The sequence below is a fragment of the Mesorhizobium sp. ORS 3428 genome, from assembly GCF_001854785.1.
Lineage (GTDB): Bacteria > Pseudomonadota > Alphaproteobacteria > Rhizobiales > Rhizobiaceae > Mesorhizobium.
In genome coordinates this window covers 14,706-28,989 of sequence record NZ_MDFL01000155.1, presented here as the reverse complement: position 1 = coordinate 28,989, position 14,284 = coordinate 14,706, and the positions used below count along the sequence as shown (strand labels likewise).

The window sequence follows — 14,284 nt, the reverse complement described above, 5'->3', positions numbered from 1 at the left end:
CACTTGTCCAGAGCAACGACAAGCTGCCTTGCTGTGATATCTTTCGCGCGGGGGAGGGCGTCCATGCCGCCTATCTCGCCGAGCGCCGCAGGCTGTCGAAACCGGACGGCGTTGCCCTGAGCCTCAGCTTCTTTCACCGCCAGATGTTGCVCCTCGAGCGGATGACCTATCGGAGCCCCCGGCTCAAGGCGGTGATCGCCATTTCAAAGATGGTGGCCGACGATATCGTGCGCCACTATGATTTTCCCGCGGAAAGAATCCATCACATACCGAACGGTATTTCTCTCGACCAATTCAGCCTTGATTTGCRCCATCAACACAGGGCCAGCGTCAGGGCCGAGCTGAATGTTCCGAATGACCGGCCGGTCATTCTGCTTGTCGGTTCCGGCCTTTCGAGAAAAGGCCTTTCACCCCTCATCGAGGCGGCCGCAAATCTGGACCCACATCCGGAATTGTGGGTGATCGGGCAGGATTCCCGGGTGGAAAAGTTCAGGCGCCTGGCGGAGAAGCGCGGCYTCGGCGATCGCCTGAAATTCATCGGGCCGCAAAAGGATGTAAGGCCCTGGTACGGCGCCGCGGACGTCGCGGCGCTGCCTTCCGTGTACGAGCCTTTCGGAACCGTCGCCATCGAGGCAATGGCGAGCGGCCTGCCGACGGTGGTCAGCACCAGGTGCGGCGCCCGTGAGCTTGTGGAGCGCTTCGACCCGGCGCTGGTGTGTGACATCGCGGACCGAGGGCAGCTCGCGGCAAGCCTGCGGCGCGCGCTGCAGCATTCCAGGCACCCGGAAGCAGCGCTCTCGGCGAGGAAGGCAGCCAGCCACTACGATCTTGGCACCATGATCGACAGAACCCTTGTCCTCTATGAGCAGGTGCTGCGCAAAGCCGACCAGCCGAGCCAGTCTGTTTCCAGATGGAAAACCGGCCGCATCGCAGCGCCCAAGACGTAGCCGCAGCGCAACWCTCATAGCCGACGAGAGCGGGCGGGCGAGGTCGATCTCGGGATTCGTAGCCTGGYGGRCTTGCGCGAGCCRCTGCCGTTCGGGCATATTCGCGGTTACGAATTCTCTAAAGCGGAGACGAAGAGGGGGCGTCTGTAATTCGTTTGTGCGCCGTGCGGTTGCTGTCTGGCGAAAAGGGCAGCGGCGGACTGGCGATGGAGGTCCGGGGGCGGATGTCTATGGTTTGTAATGCGGAGTGCATTGGCCGTTCGTTTGGTGAGGGTGCATGATGCCGAAACTCTCGGTCATCGTCATCACCCTCAACGAGGAGGCTTGCATCGAGCGTTGTTTGGGCTCTGTCGGCTTTGCCGACGAATTCGTCGTGGTCGACAACAACAGCACGGACAGAACCCGTGAAATCGCGCGCGACATGGGCGCGAAAGTGATCGTCACCGAAGACTGGCCCGGCTTTGGCGTGCAGAAGAATCGCGCGCTGGCCGCGGCCACCGGCGACTGGGTGTTGTCCCTGGACGCCGACGAGTGGGTGGCCCCTCCTCTCGCCAGGGAAATCGAGCATGCCATCGCCAACCCGCGAGGTTGCGCGGGTTTCGAGATTCCGCGACGGTCCCGTTTCTGCGGGCGGGTCGTCAGACATGGGAGCTGGTCGTCGGACCGCGTCCTGCGCTTGTTTCGCCGGGATGCCGGACGCTTTACCGACTATCCGGTCCACGAGAAGGTTGTGCTGAAGGGCAGAGTGTCCCGCCTGGCACAAACCATGGAACATGATTGYATCACCGACCTCGACGATGCGCATCGCAAGATCTGGATGTACGCCCAAGCTTCGGCGAAGCAGATAGGAGATATGGGCAAGAGGGGATCGACCACAAAGGCGCTTCTCCACTCCGCCTGGGCCTATCTTTATAGCTACATCATTCGTTTCGGCATCCTCGATGGATCGGTGGGTTTGCTGGTCGCCGGCTACTGTGCAAGTTATACCTATCGCAAATGGGCGGCGGCGCCGTCCGAAACCGGTGCAAGCGTGTCCRTGCGCGACACTCCGGCGGTCAAGATGAACTGACGTTTCTTGAGTTTGCGCGCGACCTATTTCCTGACACCAATCCAACCTTCAGCATAAGGGAACTCCATGGCGAGCAGGYAGTCTATATGGATCGGGTTCGACCCGCGCGAGATCGATGCGTTCGCGGTTGCTCGCAACTCGATAAGACGCCACATGATCTCACCGGTATCGGCACGCGGCGTCGTGTTGGCGGATCTGCGGGCAAGGGGGCTCTACACCCGTCCGACCAGCCGCAAGGACGGCCGGCTTTGGGATGAAATCTCCGAAGCGCCGATGGCGACCGAATTCGCTTGCTCGCGATTCCTGGTGCCGCAATTGGCGGGCTCGGGCTGGGCGCTGTTCATGGACTGYGACATGCTGATCCGCAGGGATCTGCAAAAACTGTTCGGGATGGCCGACCCGACAAAGGCGGTGATGGTCGTGAAGCACAACCATCAACCCGCCGAAGCGACCAAGATGGACGGGCAGGCGCAGCTGCGCTACGCCCGCAAGAACTGGTCGAGCGTCATGCTGTTCAATTGCGACCATCCGRCCAACAAGGCCCTTACCGTCGAACTGGTGAATACGGTTCCCGGGCGCGATCTGCACAGGTTCTGCTGGCTGGAGGACGATCTGATCGGCGAATTGTCGGTGGAGTGGAATTGGCTCRTCGGCCATTCGGATCCGACCGTCGACCCCTCCATTGTCCATTTTACCGACGGAACGCCCGCCATGCCGGGCTATGAAAACTGCGCCTATGCCGACGAGTGGCGGTCAGAGCTGATAAGATGGGCAAGCTGACGGCAGAGAGYCGCGCAAGCCCCGGAAAGCGAAAAAGCCGCGGAAAACCGCGGCTTTTCGTTTGCTTGATCCCGGAAGGGAAACTGGAGCGGGTGAGGCGATTCGAACGCCCGACCCCAACCTTGGCAAGGTTGTGCTCTACCCCTGAGCTACACCCGCTCGCGCGGCCTTGGGCCGCAAGCCGCGCCTATATGGCCGAAGAGCGCGGCGATTGCAACAGGGAAATGACGGTCTTTTTGGCCGCACCCCACAGGCGCCGGCGAGATCATCCGGGAACGTGCGAATTCCTTGGTCGCGCCCGGTCGCGGCCCGGCCGAGGGGCGGTTTCACTGTGCCGTGGAAACGCTGGCCGACGCCTCTCTTTGTTCCTTGGCACAATTCCGGATGGAAAACCGCTTCACCCTTCCCGGAATTGATTTCCTGGAATTGCCCTGGGGCGTCATTGGCCGTAAACGGCAGTGCCTGCTGGAGGAAGGAGGACCGATGCCCAAGACCGAAGCTGAGCTCTATGCCTTTCTTGCCGATCTCGGCATCTCCGTTTCGACGGTACGCCATCCGCCATTGTTCACGGTCGHCGATTCGCAGGCGTTGCGTGGCGAAATCCCGGGCGGCCATACCAAGAACCTCTTCCTCAAGGACAAGAAGGACAATTATTTCCTGGTGACGGTCGGCGAGGAGGCCGTGCTGGACCTCAAGCAGATCCATCACCTGATCGGCGCCGCCAGCCGCGTTTCCTTCGGCAAGCYGGACATGCTGATGGAGTTGCTTGGCGTCATCCCGGGCGCAGTCACCGTCTTCGGCCTGATCAACGACACGGCTGGACGGGTGAAGGTCGTGCTCGACCACGAGCTGATGAGCCACGACGTCATCAACGGCCATCCGCTGACCAATGAGGCGACGACGACCATCGCCGCYGCCGACCTCATCAAATTCGTCGAGGCAACCGGCCACGATCCTGTTATCTTGAAAGTCTCGGCTTGATCGCCACATGGATGGCAACCGAAAATCCGACAATGACGCGCAGTGCCCCGATGCCGGCGGYGGCGCGACCGAAAGGGCGACGACATGAGTGACAACAACCCGTTCAACAGCTCATTCGGCGGCAATGCCGGCGGCCAGTACGCCCAAACCGTCCAGTATGGCGGCGGCGAAGCCGACCGCGCCAAGGTCTCGCTTGGCGAGGCGCCGGCCGCCGCCGACCTGATCAAGGATACCACGACCGCGACCTTCGCGGCCGACGTCATCCAGGAATCGCGCCGCCAGCCGGTGCTGGTCGACTTCTGGGCGCCCTGGTGCGGCCCCTGCAAGCAGCTGACGCCGCAGCTCGAGAAGGCGGTGAAGGCCGCCGGCGGCAAGGTCAAGCTGGTCAAGATGAACATCGACGACCATCCCTCGATCGCCGGACAGCTCGGCATCCAGTCCATTCCGGCAGTCATCGCCTTCAAGGGCGGCCAGCCGGTCGACGGCTTCATGGGCGCGATCCCCGAAAGCCAGATCGTGCAGTTCATCCAGAAGGTCGGCGGCAAGGGCGGCGGCGCGCCGCAGATCACCGACGCGCTTGCCGCGGCGAGCGAGGCGCGCCAGGCCGGCGACGTCCAGACCGCTGCCGACATCTACGACGCGATCCTCGCCCAGGCGCCCGACACCGTCGAGGCGATCGCCGGGCTCGGCGAGATCCTGTTCGACRCCGGCGACGCGCAAGGCGCGGAGGCGGTGCTGGCGAAGGCGCCYGAGGACAAGAAGGACGCACCGGCGCTTGCTGCGCTGCGTGCCAAGATGGCGCTGGCCGCGCAGGCGGCCGCGCTCGGCAATCCGGCCGAGTTCGAGCGCAGGCTCGCCGCCAATCCGAGCGATCATCAGGCGCGCTTCGACCTGGCGATGGTCCAGAATGCGCGCGGAGAGCGGATGCAGGCTGCCGACAATCTGCTGGYGATCGTCAAGGCCGACCGCACGTGGAACGACGATGGCGCGCGGGCGCAGCTCTTGAAGTTCTTCGAGGCATGGGGGATGACCGACGAGGCGACGCTTGCGGCGCGGCGCAAGCTGTCTTCGCTGTTGTTTTCCTGAGCGTTTTTGCCGGACCCGTTGCCGGTCGGACTTGCGCAGCGCGACAACTGCGCCAGATAGGGGGCAGTGGCTTGCCCTGCCGATGAACGATTTTGGATGCGCCGGGCTGCGTCAGATGAGATCGCAGGTCTTGACACGCTGGCCGGCGACGCTTTCGGAGGGTTGAGGTGCAGGTCGGAAACGCCCGCTATCGGCTCGCGAGGGATTTGCCTTCGGCGATCCCGGTGTTCCCCTTGATGGGCGCCTTGCTGCTGCCAGGCGGGCGCATGCCGCTCAACATCTTCGAGCCACGCTATCTGCAGATGGTCGACCAGGCGATGGCCGGGCCGCGGCTGATCGGCATGATCCAGCCCAGCCTCGACGGGGCGATGCGCGAGGACGGCGAGCCGGAGCTCTGCAGCGTCGGCTGCGCCGGGCGCATCATTTCGCTCGCCGAGACAGGCGACGGCCGCTACCTGATCTCGCTGCAAGGCGTCTGCCGGTTCCGCGTCACGCAGGAGCTGGCGGTGAAGACACCGTTCCGGCAGTGCAGGATCGCGCCGTTCCTCGCCGATCTCGAGGACGACCAGGCGGCAACCGAGGTCGACCGGCCGGCGCTGCTCAAGGCGTTCCGCGCCTATCTGCAGGCCAACGACCTCGAGGCCGACTGGGAAAGCGTCAGCCGCGCCGAGAACGCCATGCTGGTCAATGCGCTGTCGATGATGGCGCCCTATGGGCCGGCCGAGAAGCAGGCGCTGCTCGAGGCGGCGGACCTGAAGACGCGCGCCGAGACGCTGATTGCCATCACCGAAATAACGCTGGCGCGCGAGGATGAGGATTTTGGCTCGAGCCTGCAGTAAGTGTACTGATATTCGGGTGATGCCGGCCTGCTCGGGCTCGGCTGACCTGGATTTCGACGCATCTAAGGCTGCAGGAGGATGCTATTGGCGGATGGACGTGACGGGCGGAAAGCCACAGTCGACCCAAAGCTGCTGGAATTGCTCGCCTGCCCGCTGACCAAGGGGCCGCTGACCTGGGATCCGGAGCGCAGCGAACTGATCTCGCGCGTGGCGAAACTTGCCTATCCGGTGCGCGACGGCATCCCGATCATGCTGCCTTCGGAAGCGCGCCCGATCTCGCCCGAAGATATGCTGCCGCCGCAGCCGCGGCTGGGCGGGCCATCCTGAACCGGCCTGACGTCGTTCTGCCTCGTTACTGAAAATTGCGCCCTTTCGGCATGACCTGTTGTGCGCTGCTCGACAGCGTGGCGATGTCCTGCCGGACCGGCAGACCGCGGCTCGCGGAGCGCTCGGATCCATCCAGTCTTGGGTCGGCGGGCTGATGCTCGATGGTCGGCGCCTGCAGGAGCACGCCCAGCCAGGATGTCAGGTCCTCGATCCTGTCGGCGACGATGTGGATGACATCCGATTCCTGCTGCAGCTTGCCGGTGACGCGGATGAAGCGCGCGCCCATCACCACTGAGCGGAAGCGGTCGAAGACGCGCGGCCAGATGATGACATTGGCGATCGCCTTTTCGTCCTCCAGGGTGATGAAGATCGCATTGCCCTTGCCTGGGCGCTGGCGCACCAGCACGAGGCCGGCGACCGAGACGCGGCGGCCGTCGCGAACCGACGGCAGGCGCGCATTGGGCGTGATGCCGGCGCGGTCAAGCCGCTCGCGCAGGAAGGCGACGGGGTGTTCCTTCAAGGAAAGGCCGAGCGAGCGGTAATCATGGACGACGTGCTCGCCGAGCGGCATTTTCGGCAATCTGGTTTCGGGCTCCAGCTCGCGCAGGCGAAGCAGGGGCTGGTCGAACAGCGGCAGCTTCTCGGCGGCGCTCCTGCCGTCGAGCGCGCGCACTTCCCAGAGCGCCGCGCGACGGTCGAGGCCGAGCGAGCGGAAGGCGTCGGCCTCGGCCAGCTTTTCGATCTCGCCGACATCGAGGCCGGAGCGCAGCCAGACATCCCTGACCGATCGATAGCCGTCGCCGCGCTGCGCGACGAAAATCTTCATGCGCTCTTCGGAGAGGCCCTTGATCTGGCGGAAGCCAAGCCGCACGGCATGAGCCGTCTCGATGACGCCGCGCATCGAAGCGTGGCGTTCAAGGATGCGGGAGGGGTCGAAGACGGACCCTTCCAGCGTGCAGTCCCAGACGGAATGGTTGATGTCGACCTCCCGCACCTCCACGCCGTGGTCGCGCGCATCGCGCACGAGCTGGGCCGGCTGGTAGAATCCCATCGGCTGCGAGTTCAGGATCGCGGCGCAGAACACGTCGGGATAGAAGGTCTTGAACCAGCAGGAGGCATAGACCAGCAGCGCGAAGGAGGCGGCATKGCTTTCGGGAAAGCCGTATTCGCCGAAGCCCTCGATCTGCTTGAAGCAGCGCTCGGCGAACTCCCTCTCATAGCCCTTGTCGACCATGCCGTCGATCATGCGCTGGCGGTAGTTGCCGATCGTGCCGGTGCGCTTGAAGGTGGCCATGGCGCGGCGCAATTCGTCGGCYTCGCCCGRCCTGAAGCCGCCGGCGACGATGGCGATCTTCATCGCCTGTTCCTGGAACAGCGGCACGCCCAGCGTCTTGCCGAGAATCTCCTCCAGCTCAGATTTCGGATATTCGGGCTTCTCCTTGCCTTGCCGGCGGCGCAGATAGGGATGCACCATATCGCCCTGGATCGGGCCGGGCCGAACGATCGCCACCTCGATGACGAGGTCGTAGAACTCCCGTGGCCTGAGACGCGGCAGCATCGACATCTGGGCGCGCGATTCGATCTGGAAGACRCCGAGCGTGTCTGCCCGGCAGATCATGTCGTAGACGCGAGGGTGCTCGGCCGGGAGAGAGTTCAAGTCATAGGACCGGCCGTATTCATCCCTTGCCTTGGGATAATGGTGCGTGAGCAAGGTCAAGGCGCGCTTCAGGCAAGTCAGCATGCCGAGCGCCAGCACATCCACCTTGAGGATCTTCACCGCGTCGAGATCGTCCTTGTCCCACTCCACCATCTTGCGCTCGTCCATCGCGGTCTTGACGATGGGCACGACCTCGTCGAGCCGGYCCCTGGTGATGACGAAGCCGCCGACATGCTGGGAGAGATGGCGGGGAAAGCCCATGATCTCGTTGGCGCGTTCCAGCACCTGCCGCGACAGCGGATCGGTGCGGTCGAGGCCGCCGGCATTGGCCTCCCTTTCGCCGAGCTCCGAGGTCGACCAGCCCCAGATGGTGCTCGACAAGGCGCTGCGGACGTCCTCGGAGAGGCCCATCGCCTTCGCCACCTCGCGCAAGGCCGAGYGGCCGCGATAGCTGATGACGGCGGCGGCAAGTGCTGTGCGCTTGGCGCTGTATTTTTCGTAGATATAGRCAATCACCTCGTCGCGCCGCTCATGCTCGAAATCGACATCGATGTCGGGCGGTTCGTTGCGCTCCTCGGAGATGAAGCGCTCGAACAGCGCATCGATCCGGTCCGGTCCGACTTCGGTGATGCCGATGCAGAAGCAGATGACCGAATTGGCGGCGGAGCCGCGGCCCTGGCAGAGGATGTTCTTGCTGCGGGCGAATTTGACGATGTCGTAGACGGTGAGGAAATAGCGCGCATAGTTCAGGCGCTCGATCAGCGCCAGCTCCTCCTCGATGCGCTGCAAGACATAGACGGGAACACCGGCTGGATAGCGCACGGTCGCGCCTTCGCGCGCCAGGCGTTCGAGCTCGGCCTGCGGCCCGAGRCCGGATTCGGTCGGCTCGTCCGGATAGTTGTATTCGAGGTCGCTGAGCGAGAAGGTCAATTCGTCGGCGAAGCGCAGCGTTTCCGCCAGCGCTTGCGGATGCCGGCGGAAGAGACGTGCCATCTCCAGCGGCGGCTTCAGGTGGCGCTCGGCATTCGCCGTAAGCTCCAGCCCGACCTCGGAAACCGGCGTGTTGAGGCGGATCGCGGTCAGTACGTCCTRCAGCGGGCGGCGGTCGGCGGCATGATAAAGCACGTCGTTGGTCGCCATCAGCGGAACTTGCGCATGTTCGGCCATCGCCGCCGCCTGCTCGATGCGGAAGCGGTCGTTGCCGCAATAATCCGGCGCCACGGCCAGYCGGAGCGTCGCGCCAAAACGATCCTTAAGCCGGCTAATGAGCTCCAGATTGTCTTCCGCGCGCGCCGACAGATTGGGCAGGAGCGCCAGTGACATCATATCGCCCCATTCGAGAAGGTCGCTCAGTTCGAGCAGCGTCRCGCCCTTCTCGTTCTCGTCGCGCAGATTGGCTTGGGTGAGCATGCGGCAGAGATGCCCCCAGCCCTTGCGGTCGCGGGGATAAGCCAGAATGTCCGGCGTGCCGTCGCGGAAAACCAGCCGGCAGCCGGGATGATAGGCAAGCTTCTCCACCTTCGCCTGCTGCCAGGCGCGCACGACGCCGGCCACGCTGTTCCTGTCGGCAAGCCCGATCGAGGAGAAGCCGTAGAATTTCGCCGTGACCACCAGCTCCTCGGRCTTCGAGGCGCCGCGCAGGAAGGAAAAATTCGACTGGATGCCGAACTCGGCATAGGGGATGGCGGTCAGCGCGTTCATGCGAATACCCCGTGCATGAACCAGCGCGGCGAGGCCTGCGAAGAGCTGCCGTAGAAGCCCTGGCGGTAGAGCCAGTAGCGACGCCCTTCGCTGTCCTCGATGCGATAATAGTCGCGGGTCGGCGCCTCTTCCTCGCCGGGCAGCCTTCGCCACCATTCGGCGGYGATACGCTCCGGCCCTTCAGCGCGGGCGACGCGGTAAAGGGCGCGCCRCCATCGGAAATTCATCGGTGGACCCTCGGGGATTTCGGTCGCCGGCACCTCGATCGGCTCGGGCGAGCGGAACAGCCGCACCGGCCGTTCCGGTGGGAAGATGGTCATCGGCGGCGCCGACCGGTCGGACTGCTTCGGCGGCATGCGCCTTTGYGGCGCCTCCGCGAAAGGGACCGTGGTGACGGCGCGCTCCGGCAGATGGCTTTCGACGACAACCGGCTTCAGCACGGCGGCCTCGCCGAGGCGGGCGCGGATGCGGTCGGCGAATAAAGCGATGTCGGCGTCGTCGTCGCTCGCTTCCCCGGCAAGGTCGCCCTGCAGCATGTCGAAGGCGGCAACCGAAAGCACGGAGAGCCGCACGAGGTCGAAGCCGAAGCCGGCGTCGAGGCTCTGCTCAAGCGCTGCGAGCCGTTCGTGGAACAGTTTGCGGATCAATTGCGGCTCGCGCATCGGGCGCGAGGTGCCGACCGCAATGCGGCTGACGGCGCCGTCGACGCGGAAAAGGAGAAGGGCGAGCGCCCTGGCACCCTCGCCGCGGCGTTCGAGATCGCTCTTCAAGGCCACGGCAAGCCGACTCACCAGCCGCTCGATGTCGTCGGTCAGCACGACCGGCTCGGCAAGGTGGCGCTCGACCGAGAGCGGCGCCACCGGCAGGCGCGGCGACACTGCCTCGTCGAGCCGGCCGAGCGCCTGGTCGAGGCGCAGAAGCAAGGTGGCGCCGAAGCGGCGGGCGAGCGGGGCGCGGGGTGCGGCCATCACCGCGCCCGCCGTGCGCAGGCCGACGCTTTCCAGACTGGCGCGGGTCTCCGGCGCGATGCGCAGCGCCGAAAGCGGCAAGGGCGAAAGCAGCGCCTCCTCCTCGCCGCCGGCAACGATGCGGTCGCCATGGAAGCGCGCCGCCGCCGAGGCAGCGCCCGGYGTCGAGGCGAGGCCGGCCCGGACATCGAAGCCCTGCTCGAAAAAGCGGGTGAGGATTTCGTCCTGCATCGCGCGCTCGCCGCCGAAGAGATGCGTGCAGCCGGTGACGTCGAGGAACAGGCCGTCCTCGCCATCGATCGCCACCAGCGGCGTGAAGCGGTCRCACCAGTCGGCAAGGCCTTCGAGCAGGCGACGGTCGGCCTCCGGGTCGGCCTCCACCACGTCGATCGAGGGGTGCATGGCGCGCGCGTCGGCAATCCCCATGCCGCGCTTCAATTTGAGCGCCTCAGYCCGCTCGTCGAGGGCTGCGATGCGCTGGGCGTTGTTGTCGCGGTGGCTGATCACCAGAGGCAGGTGATGCGACGGCCGGGAACGCCAGGACCGCCCCAGACGCTGGCGCAGGATCCGCTCCGCGGGCAGATGCGGAAACCATAACGACAGGATCCTTTGTCCGCTCTTCCCGGGCCTTTCTTTCTGCAAAAGCGTACTCATCGGGGTTCCACTCCAGTGTGAATTGTCCGGGCAGGGCCGTGCGGCTCTTGCCGATATCGACGGTGAAGGCGGGGCGGCCGATCGAGCCGGCAAGCGGGCCGGCGACCGTCTCGCGGCTCGCCGCGGGCGCAGCCGAGACGATGAGGCGCACGGGCGCCGCTGTGGGCTCGGCTTCGCCGGCCTGGCGCAGCAAAAACACCGGGCGGCCGGCGCTTTGCGCCCGCGCGTGCAGCCGTCGCGTCGCGGTGAGGTCGAGAAGCCGCGGGCTGCCGCGGATCTCGAGGATGACGGCGGCGAAGGCCGTCATGCGGGCGRCCTCCTCGGCGATCCACAGCGCGTCGAGCAGCTTCGGCGCTTCGGAAAACAACAATTGCTCGGGCTCGATGCCGAAGAGGGCATGCAGCCCCCTGGCATAGGGAAAGCCGGCCTCGCGGAAGATTTCCGACGTGCCGATCCAGAGGATCGGCAGACCTTGCTTCTCTCTGAGGATCAGGCTGGTGATCGACAGCGCAAAGCCGGCGACGGCGCCGGCATCGCGGGTCTCCAGCCCATGGATTTCGTTGAGCGCGGCCTTCGGCAGGCCGCCGCCGAGCGCGGTGTCGAGGCGTTCGATGCCGGTATGCAGGAAGGCATCGGGCGAGGCCACGGCGAGGCCGCGCCGGACGACTGTGATGTCCGATCCGGCAGCATCGCTGTATATTTGTTTTTCCGCAATTCCGGACGGAAAACCGCTTCGCACTTTTCCTGGAATTGCTCCAGGCCCGCCGCTTGCCGGCACTTCCAGGCGCTCGGGCAGCGTTCCCTCGATCTTCGCGATCTGGCGGCGCAGGGCAAAAACAGTTTCCCGCGCCACGGCGCTCATCRCCATGACGTTCACTTCCGGCAGCAGTTGTTCCTGTTATGTTCTTATAGATTCCAGAGGGGCCAGGAAGAGTCAAGCAGACTCATAAGGAATTTATTCCTTCGCTCTTCCCCCTTAGACAAGCCGGCCGGCCAGCTCATTTGCCTCAATCGGCGCGAAAGCCTATATGCCGGGATCAAAGGAAAACCCATGGCTCGCATCTACAAGACCCGCTCCTGGCACGACCAGCTCTCGCCATCGATGGATGWGATGGAGCTTCTGGCGCTGGAGGCCTACGCCCATTTGCCGGAAGAGTTCCGCCAGCTCACCGGCGAAATCGTCATTCAGATCGCCGACTTCCCGACCGACGAGATCATGGACGACCTGTCGTTGGAGACGCCCTTCGACCTGCTCGGCCTGTTCGAGGGGCGCGRCATCGCCGAGCGCTGGAACCCGCAGACCGGCGAGGGGCCGAACCGCATCACGCTCTACCGCCGCGCCATCCTCGACTACTGGGCCGAGAATGAGGAGACGCTGGGCGACATCGTCACCCATGTGCTGATCCACGAGATCGGCCACCATTTCGGTCTCTCGGACGACGACATGGAACGGATCGAGGAAGCGGCCGAGCAGGCGGCGGCGGGGTGAGTGGTTAAGCCGTTTACAGGCGGACGCCTCGTTCCTTCGCGCCCCCCTCTGCCCTGCCGGGCATCTCCCCCCACAAGGGGGAGATCGGCTGTATCTACCAATCGCTGAGCTTGGTGTCGGGCCCGTATTCCTGGCCCTCGATGTCCTTCACCACGGCCTGGCCGCAGCGCATCGACTTGGTCGTCTTGTCATAGGCGTAGGTCGGCGAGCCGAACAGGTGCCAACCCTTGTTCAGGGCCGCTGTCACCTTGTGGCAGAAGGTGGCGTCGTCCGGACCGGACAGAAAGCGGTAAAGTTTCATTTTTCGACCCTGTCGTGAATCTCCGCAGGATCATGCACCGATGATTGCGGCCTTCGCCAGCAGTTTCTCGGCCTCGGCCAGATGCAGCCGCTCGACCATGCGGCCGTCGAGCGCAATGACGCTCTTGCCGGCATTCTCGGGCCGCRAGAACGCGTCCCTGATCGCGCGCGCCGCGGCCAGCGCCTCCTGCGAGGGTGCGAACGCGCGGTTCGCCGGCTCGATCTGCGCGGGGTGGATCAGCGATTTGCCGTCGAAACCCATGGCGGCGGCCTCGGCGCATTCACGGGCAAAGGCCTCCAGGTCGCGAAAATCGTTGGCAACGCCGTCGATCACGTCGAGGCTGCCCGCGCGGGCAGCCAGCACAAGCTGCAGCAGCCAGGGCATCAGATAACGTCGATCGGGCGTGGCGAGCACGCCCGTGGACTTCATCAGATCGTTTGTTCCGGCAACGAAACAAGCGAGCCTGGAAGCCGGATCGCGGCCAAGTTCGGCGATGGCGCCGATGTTGAGCAGCGCCTTGGGCGTCTCGATCATCGCCCATAGCTTCATCGTGTCCGGTACAAGATTGTCGTCGAGCAGATCGCCTGCTTCCAGTATGTCGCGTGGCGTCGTGACCTTGGGCAAAAGAACGCCGTCCGGCTCGGCCTTGGAGACGACTAACAAGTCGTCAATGCCCCACTCACTGCCCAGCGGATTAATGCGCACCACCATCTCGCAGCGCCGCTCCGGCCGCGCGGCCAGGATGCCTGCCACTTTTTCACGTGCGGAGATCTTGTCGGTGGGCGCGACGCCGTCCTCGAGGTCGATGACGACGGCGTCGCAGGCAAGCGAGGCGATCTTGGCGAGCGCCCGCTCGTTGGAAGCGGGCACGTAAAGCAYCGAGCGGCGCGGGCGGTAGGGTTCGCTGGTCATTGGCGATCTATGCAGGCTGGAGGCCGGTGAGGCAAGGCGTGGCGGGTCGGCCAATTGCAAACATCTGCGCCGCCCCTCATCCCCCTGCCGGGACCTTCTCCCCGTATGGTGACGGGGAGAAAGACGAAGCTCCAACGCCGGCGCCCCCCCTCTCCCCGTCTTTCACGGGGAGAGGGTAAGGGTGAGGGGCAGCGCCAGCCTGACGCTATTTGTCTCTGCACAAAATCTGCAAATTATTGCGGAAAACCTCCTCCGATCCGCCCCGAGCTTTCCGCGCCCGCCGGCGAAAAGGCGGCATGCGAACACATCAAAAACCCCTCTGGCGCCTGCCCTACCGGCTGCGCTATGACGGCTGGTGGCTCGTCGAGCCGCAAAGAATGCGCCCTACGGCGATCGTGCTGCCTTTCGTGCCGAGGTCGCGGCGCAGCGTTCGCAAGGCCAGGAAAGCCCGGCCATGACGGCGCACCGTCGCGCCGTTCGGGAAAACYGGGGCGCCCGGATTTTTTCGCGGTCGGCGATGGCGCCGCACTCTCGACAAGCATGGCGTGCTTGCTAATCCTGCCGTCACCGAAC

13 protein-coding genes and 1 tRNA gene are annotated in these 14,284 nt (G+C 64.8%); 8 read left to right on the top strand and 6 right to left on the bottom strand.

Annotated elements, in window-relative coordinates:
* From ORS3428_RS26025 to ORS3428_RS26015, 3 genes are all read left to right on the top strand, one after another.
* Positions 1–947: glycosyltransferase family 4 protein (locus ORS3428_RS26025; protein ID WP_071101149.1), on the top strand; the 947-nt coding region annotated here is incomplete at its 5' end.
* Between the two features lie 277 nt (positions 948–1,224).
* Positions 1,225–2,016: a glycosyltransferase family 2 protein gene (locus ORS3428_RS26020; RefSeq protein ID WP_071101148.1), complete on the top strand. Its 792-nt coding sequence runs from the start codon at positions 1,225–1,227 to the stop codon at positions 2,014–2,016.
* 66 nt (positions 2,017–2,082) lie between these two features.
* Complete coding sequence (locus ORS3428_RS26015) at positions 2,083–2,796, top strand: hypothetical protein (protein ID WP_071101147.1); 714 nt, start codon at positions 2,083–2,085, stop codon at positions 2,794–2,796.
* 84 nt (positions 2,797–2,880) lie between these two features.
* Here ORS3428_RS26015 and ORS3428_RS26010 read toward each other — a convergent pair.
* A tRNA-Gly gene (locus ORS3428_RS26010) sits at positions 2,881–2,955 on the bottom strand.
* A gap of 324 nt (positions 2,956–3,279) precedes the next feature.
* On the opposite strand from ORS3428_RS26010, the gene ORS3428_RS26005 reads away from it, so the two are divergent.
* From ORS3428_RS26005 to ORS3428_RS25990, 4 genes are all read left to right on the top strand, one after another.
* Complete coding sequence (locus ORS3428_RS26005) at positions 3,280–3,777, top strand: prolyl-tRNA synthetase associated domain-containing protein (RefSeq protein WP_071101154.1); 498 nt, start codon at positions 3,280–3,282, stop codon at positions 3,775–3,777.
* 84 nt (positions 3,778–3,861) lie between these two features.
* Positions 3,862–4,863 carry a thioredoxin gene (gene trxA, locus ORS3428_RS26000; protein WP_071101146.1) on the top strand — a complete coding sequence of 334 codons (1,002 nt, stop codon included), beginning with the start codon at positions 3,862–3,864 and terminating at the stop codon, positions 4,861–4,863.
* Positions 4,864–5,030: 167 nt separating this feature from the next.
* Complete coding sequence (locus ORS3428_RS25995; RefSeq protein WP_071101145.1) at positions 5,031–5,702, top strand: LON peptidase substrate-binding domain-containing protein; 672 nt, start codon at positions 5,031–5,033, stop codon at positions 5,700–5,702.
* Positions 5,703–5,786: 84 nt separating this feature from the next.
* A complete protein-coding gene (locus tag ORS3428_RS25990; protein WP_071101153.1) occupies positions 5,787–6,029 on the top strand; it encodes a Trm112 family protein in 243 nt (80 codons plus the stop codon).
* A gap of 25 nt (positions 6,030–6,054) precedes the next feature.
* On the opposite strand, the gene ORS3428_RS25985 is transcribed toward ORS3428_RS25990, so the two are convergent.
* The 3 genes from ORS3428_RS25985 to ORS3428_RS34115 are packed head-to-tail and all read right to left on the bottom strand — an operon-like array spanning position 6,055 to position 11,877.
* Complete coding sequence (locus tag ORS3428_RS25985) at positions 6,055–9,387, bottom strand: error-prone DNA polymerase (protein WP_071101144.1); 3,333 nt, start codon at positions 9,385–9,387, stop codon at positions 6,055–6,057.
* Entirely contained in the window at positions 9,384–10,862 is a 1,479-nt protein-coding gene (locus tag ORS3428_RS25980) for a DUF6504 family protein (RefSeq protein WP_071101143.1), read from the bottom strand. Before ORS3428_RS25980 ends, ORS3428_RS25985 begins: the two co-directional genes overlap by 4 nt.
* Positions 10,804–11,877 (bottom strand): ImuA family protein, encoded by a 1,074-nt coding sequence (locus ORS3428_RS34115; RefSeq protein ID WP_071101142.1) that lies wholly within the window; start codon positions 11,875–11,877, stop codon positions 10,804–10,806. The genes ORS3428_RS25980 and ORS3428_RS34115 overlap by 59 nt, the downstream gene beginning before the upstream one ends.
* A 183-nt stretch (positions 11,878–12,060) precedes the next feature.
* Between ORS3428_RS34115 and ORS3428_RS25970 the strand changes: the two genes are divergently transcribed.
* Positions 12,061–12,498, top strand: coding sequence for a metallopeptidase family protein (locus ORS3428_RS25970; RefSeq protein ID WP_071101141.1), 438 nt, complete (start codon positions 12,061–12,063; stop codon positions 12,496–12,498).
* Positions 12,499–12,592: 94 nt separating this feature from the next.
* Here ORS3428_RS25970 and ORS3428_RS25965 read toward each other — a convergent pair whose 3' ends face one another.
* Both ORS3428_RS25965 and ORS3428_RS25960 read right to left on the bottom strand, forming a co-directional pair.
* On the bottom strand, positions 12,593–12,799 hold the full coding sequence (locus tag ORS3428_RS25965) for a DUF1737 domain-containing protein (RefSeq protein WP_071101140.1): 207 nt from the start codon (positions 12,797–12,799) through the stop codon (positions 12,593–12,595).
* A 30-nt stretch (positions 12,800–12,829) separates the two neighbouring features.
* Positions 12,830–13,711, bottom strand: coding sequence for an HpcH/HpaI aldolase/citrate lyase family protein (locus tag ORS3428_RS25960; RefSeq protein WP_071101139.1), 882 nt, complete (start codon positions 13,709–13,711; stop codon positions 12,830–12,832).
* Between the last annotated feature and the right edge of the window lie 573 nt (positions 13,712–14,284).

What these genes read in the sequence shown, in the direction of transcription:
- ORS3428_RS25965 (WP_071101140.1), bottom strand. Translation starts at nt 12,799, where the DNA reads ATGAAACTTTACCGCTTTCTGTCCGGTCCGGACGACGCCACCTTCTGC.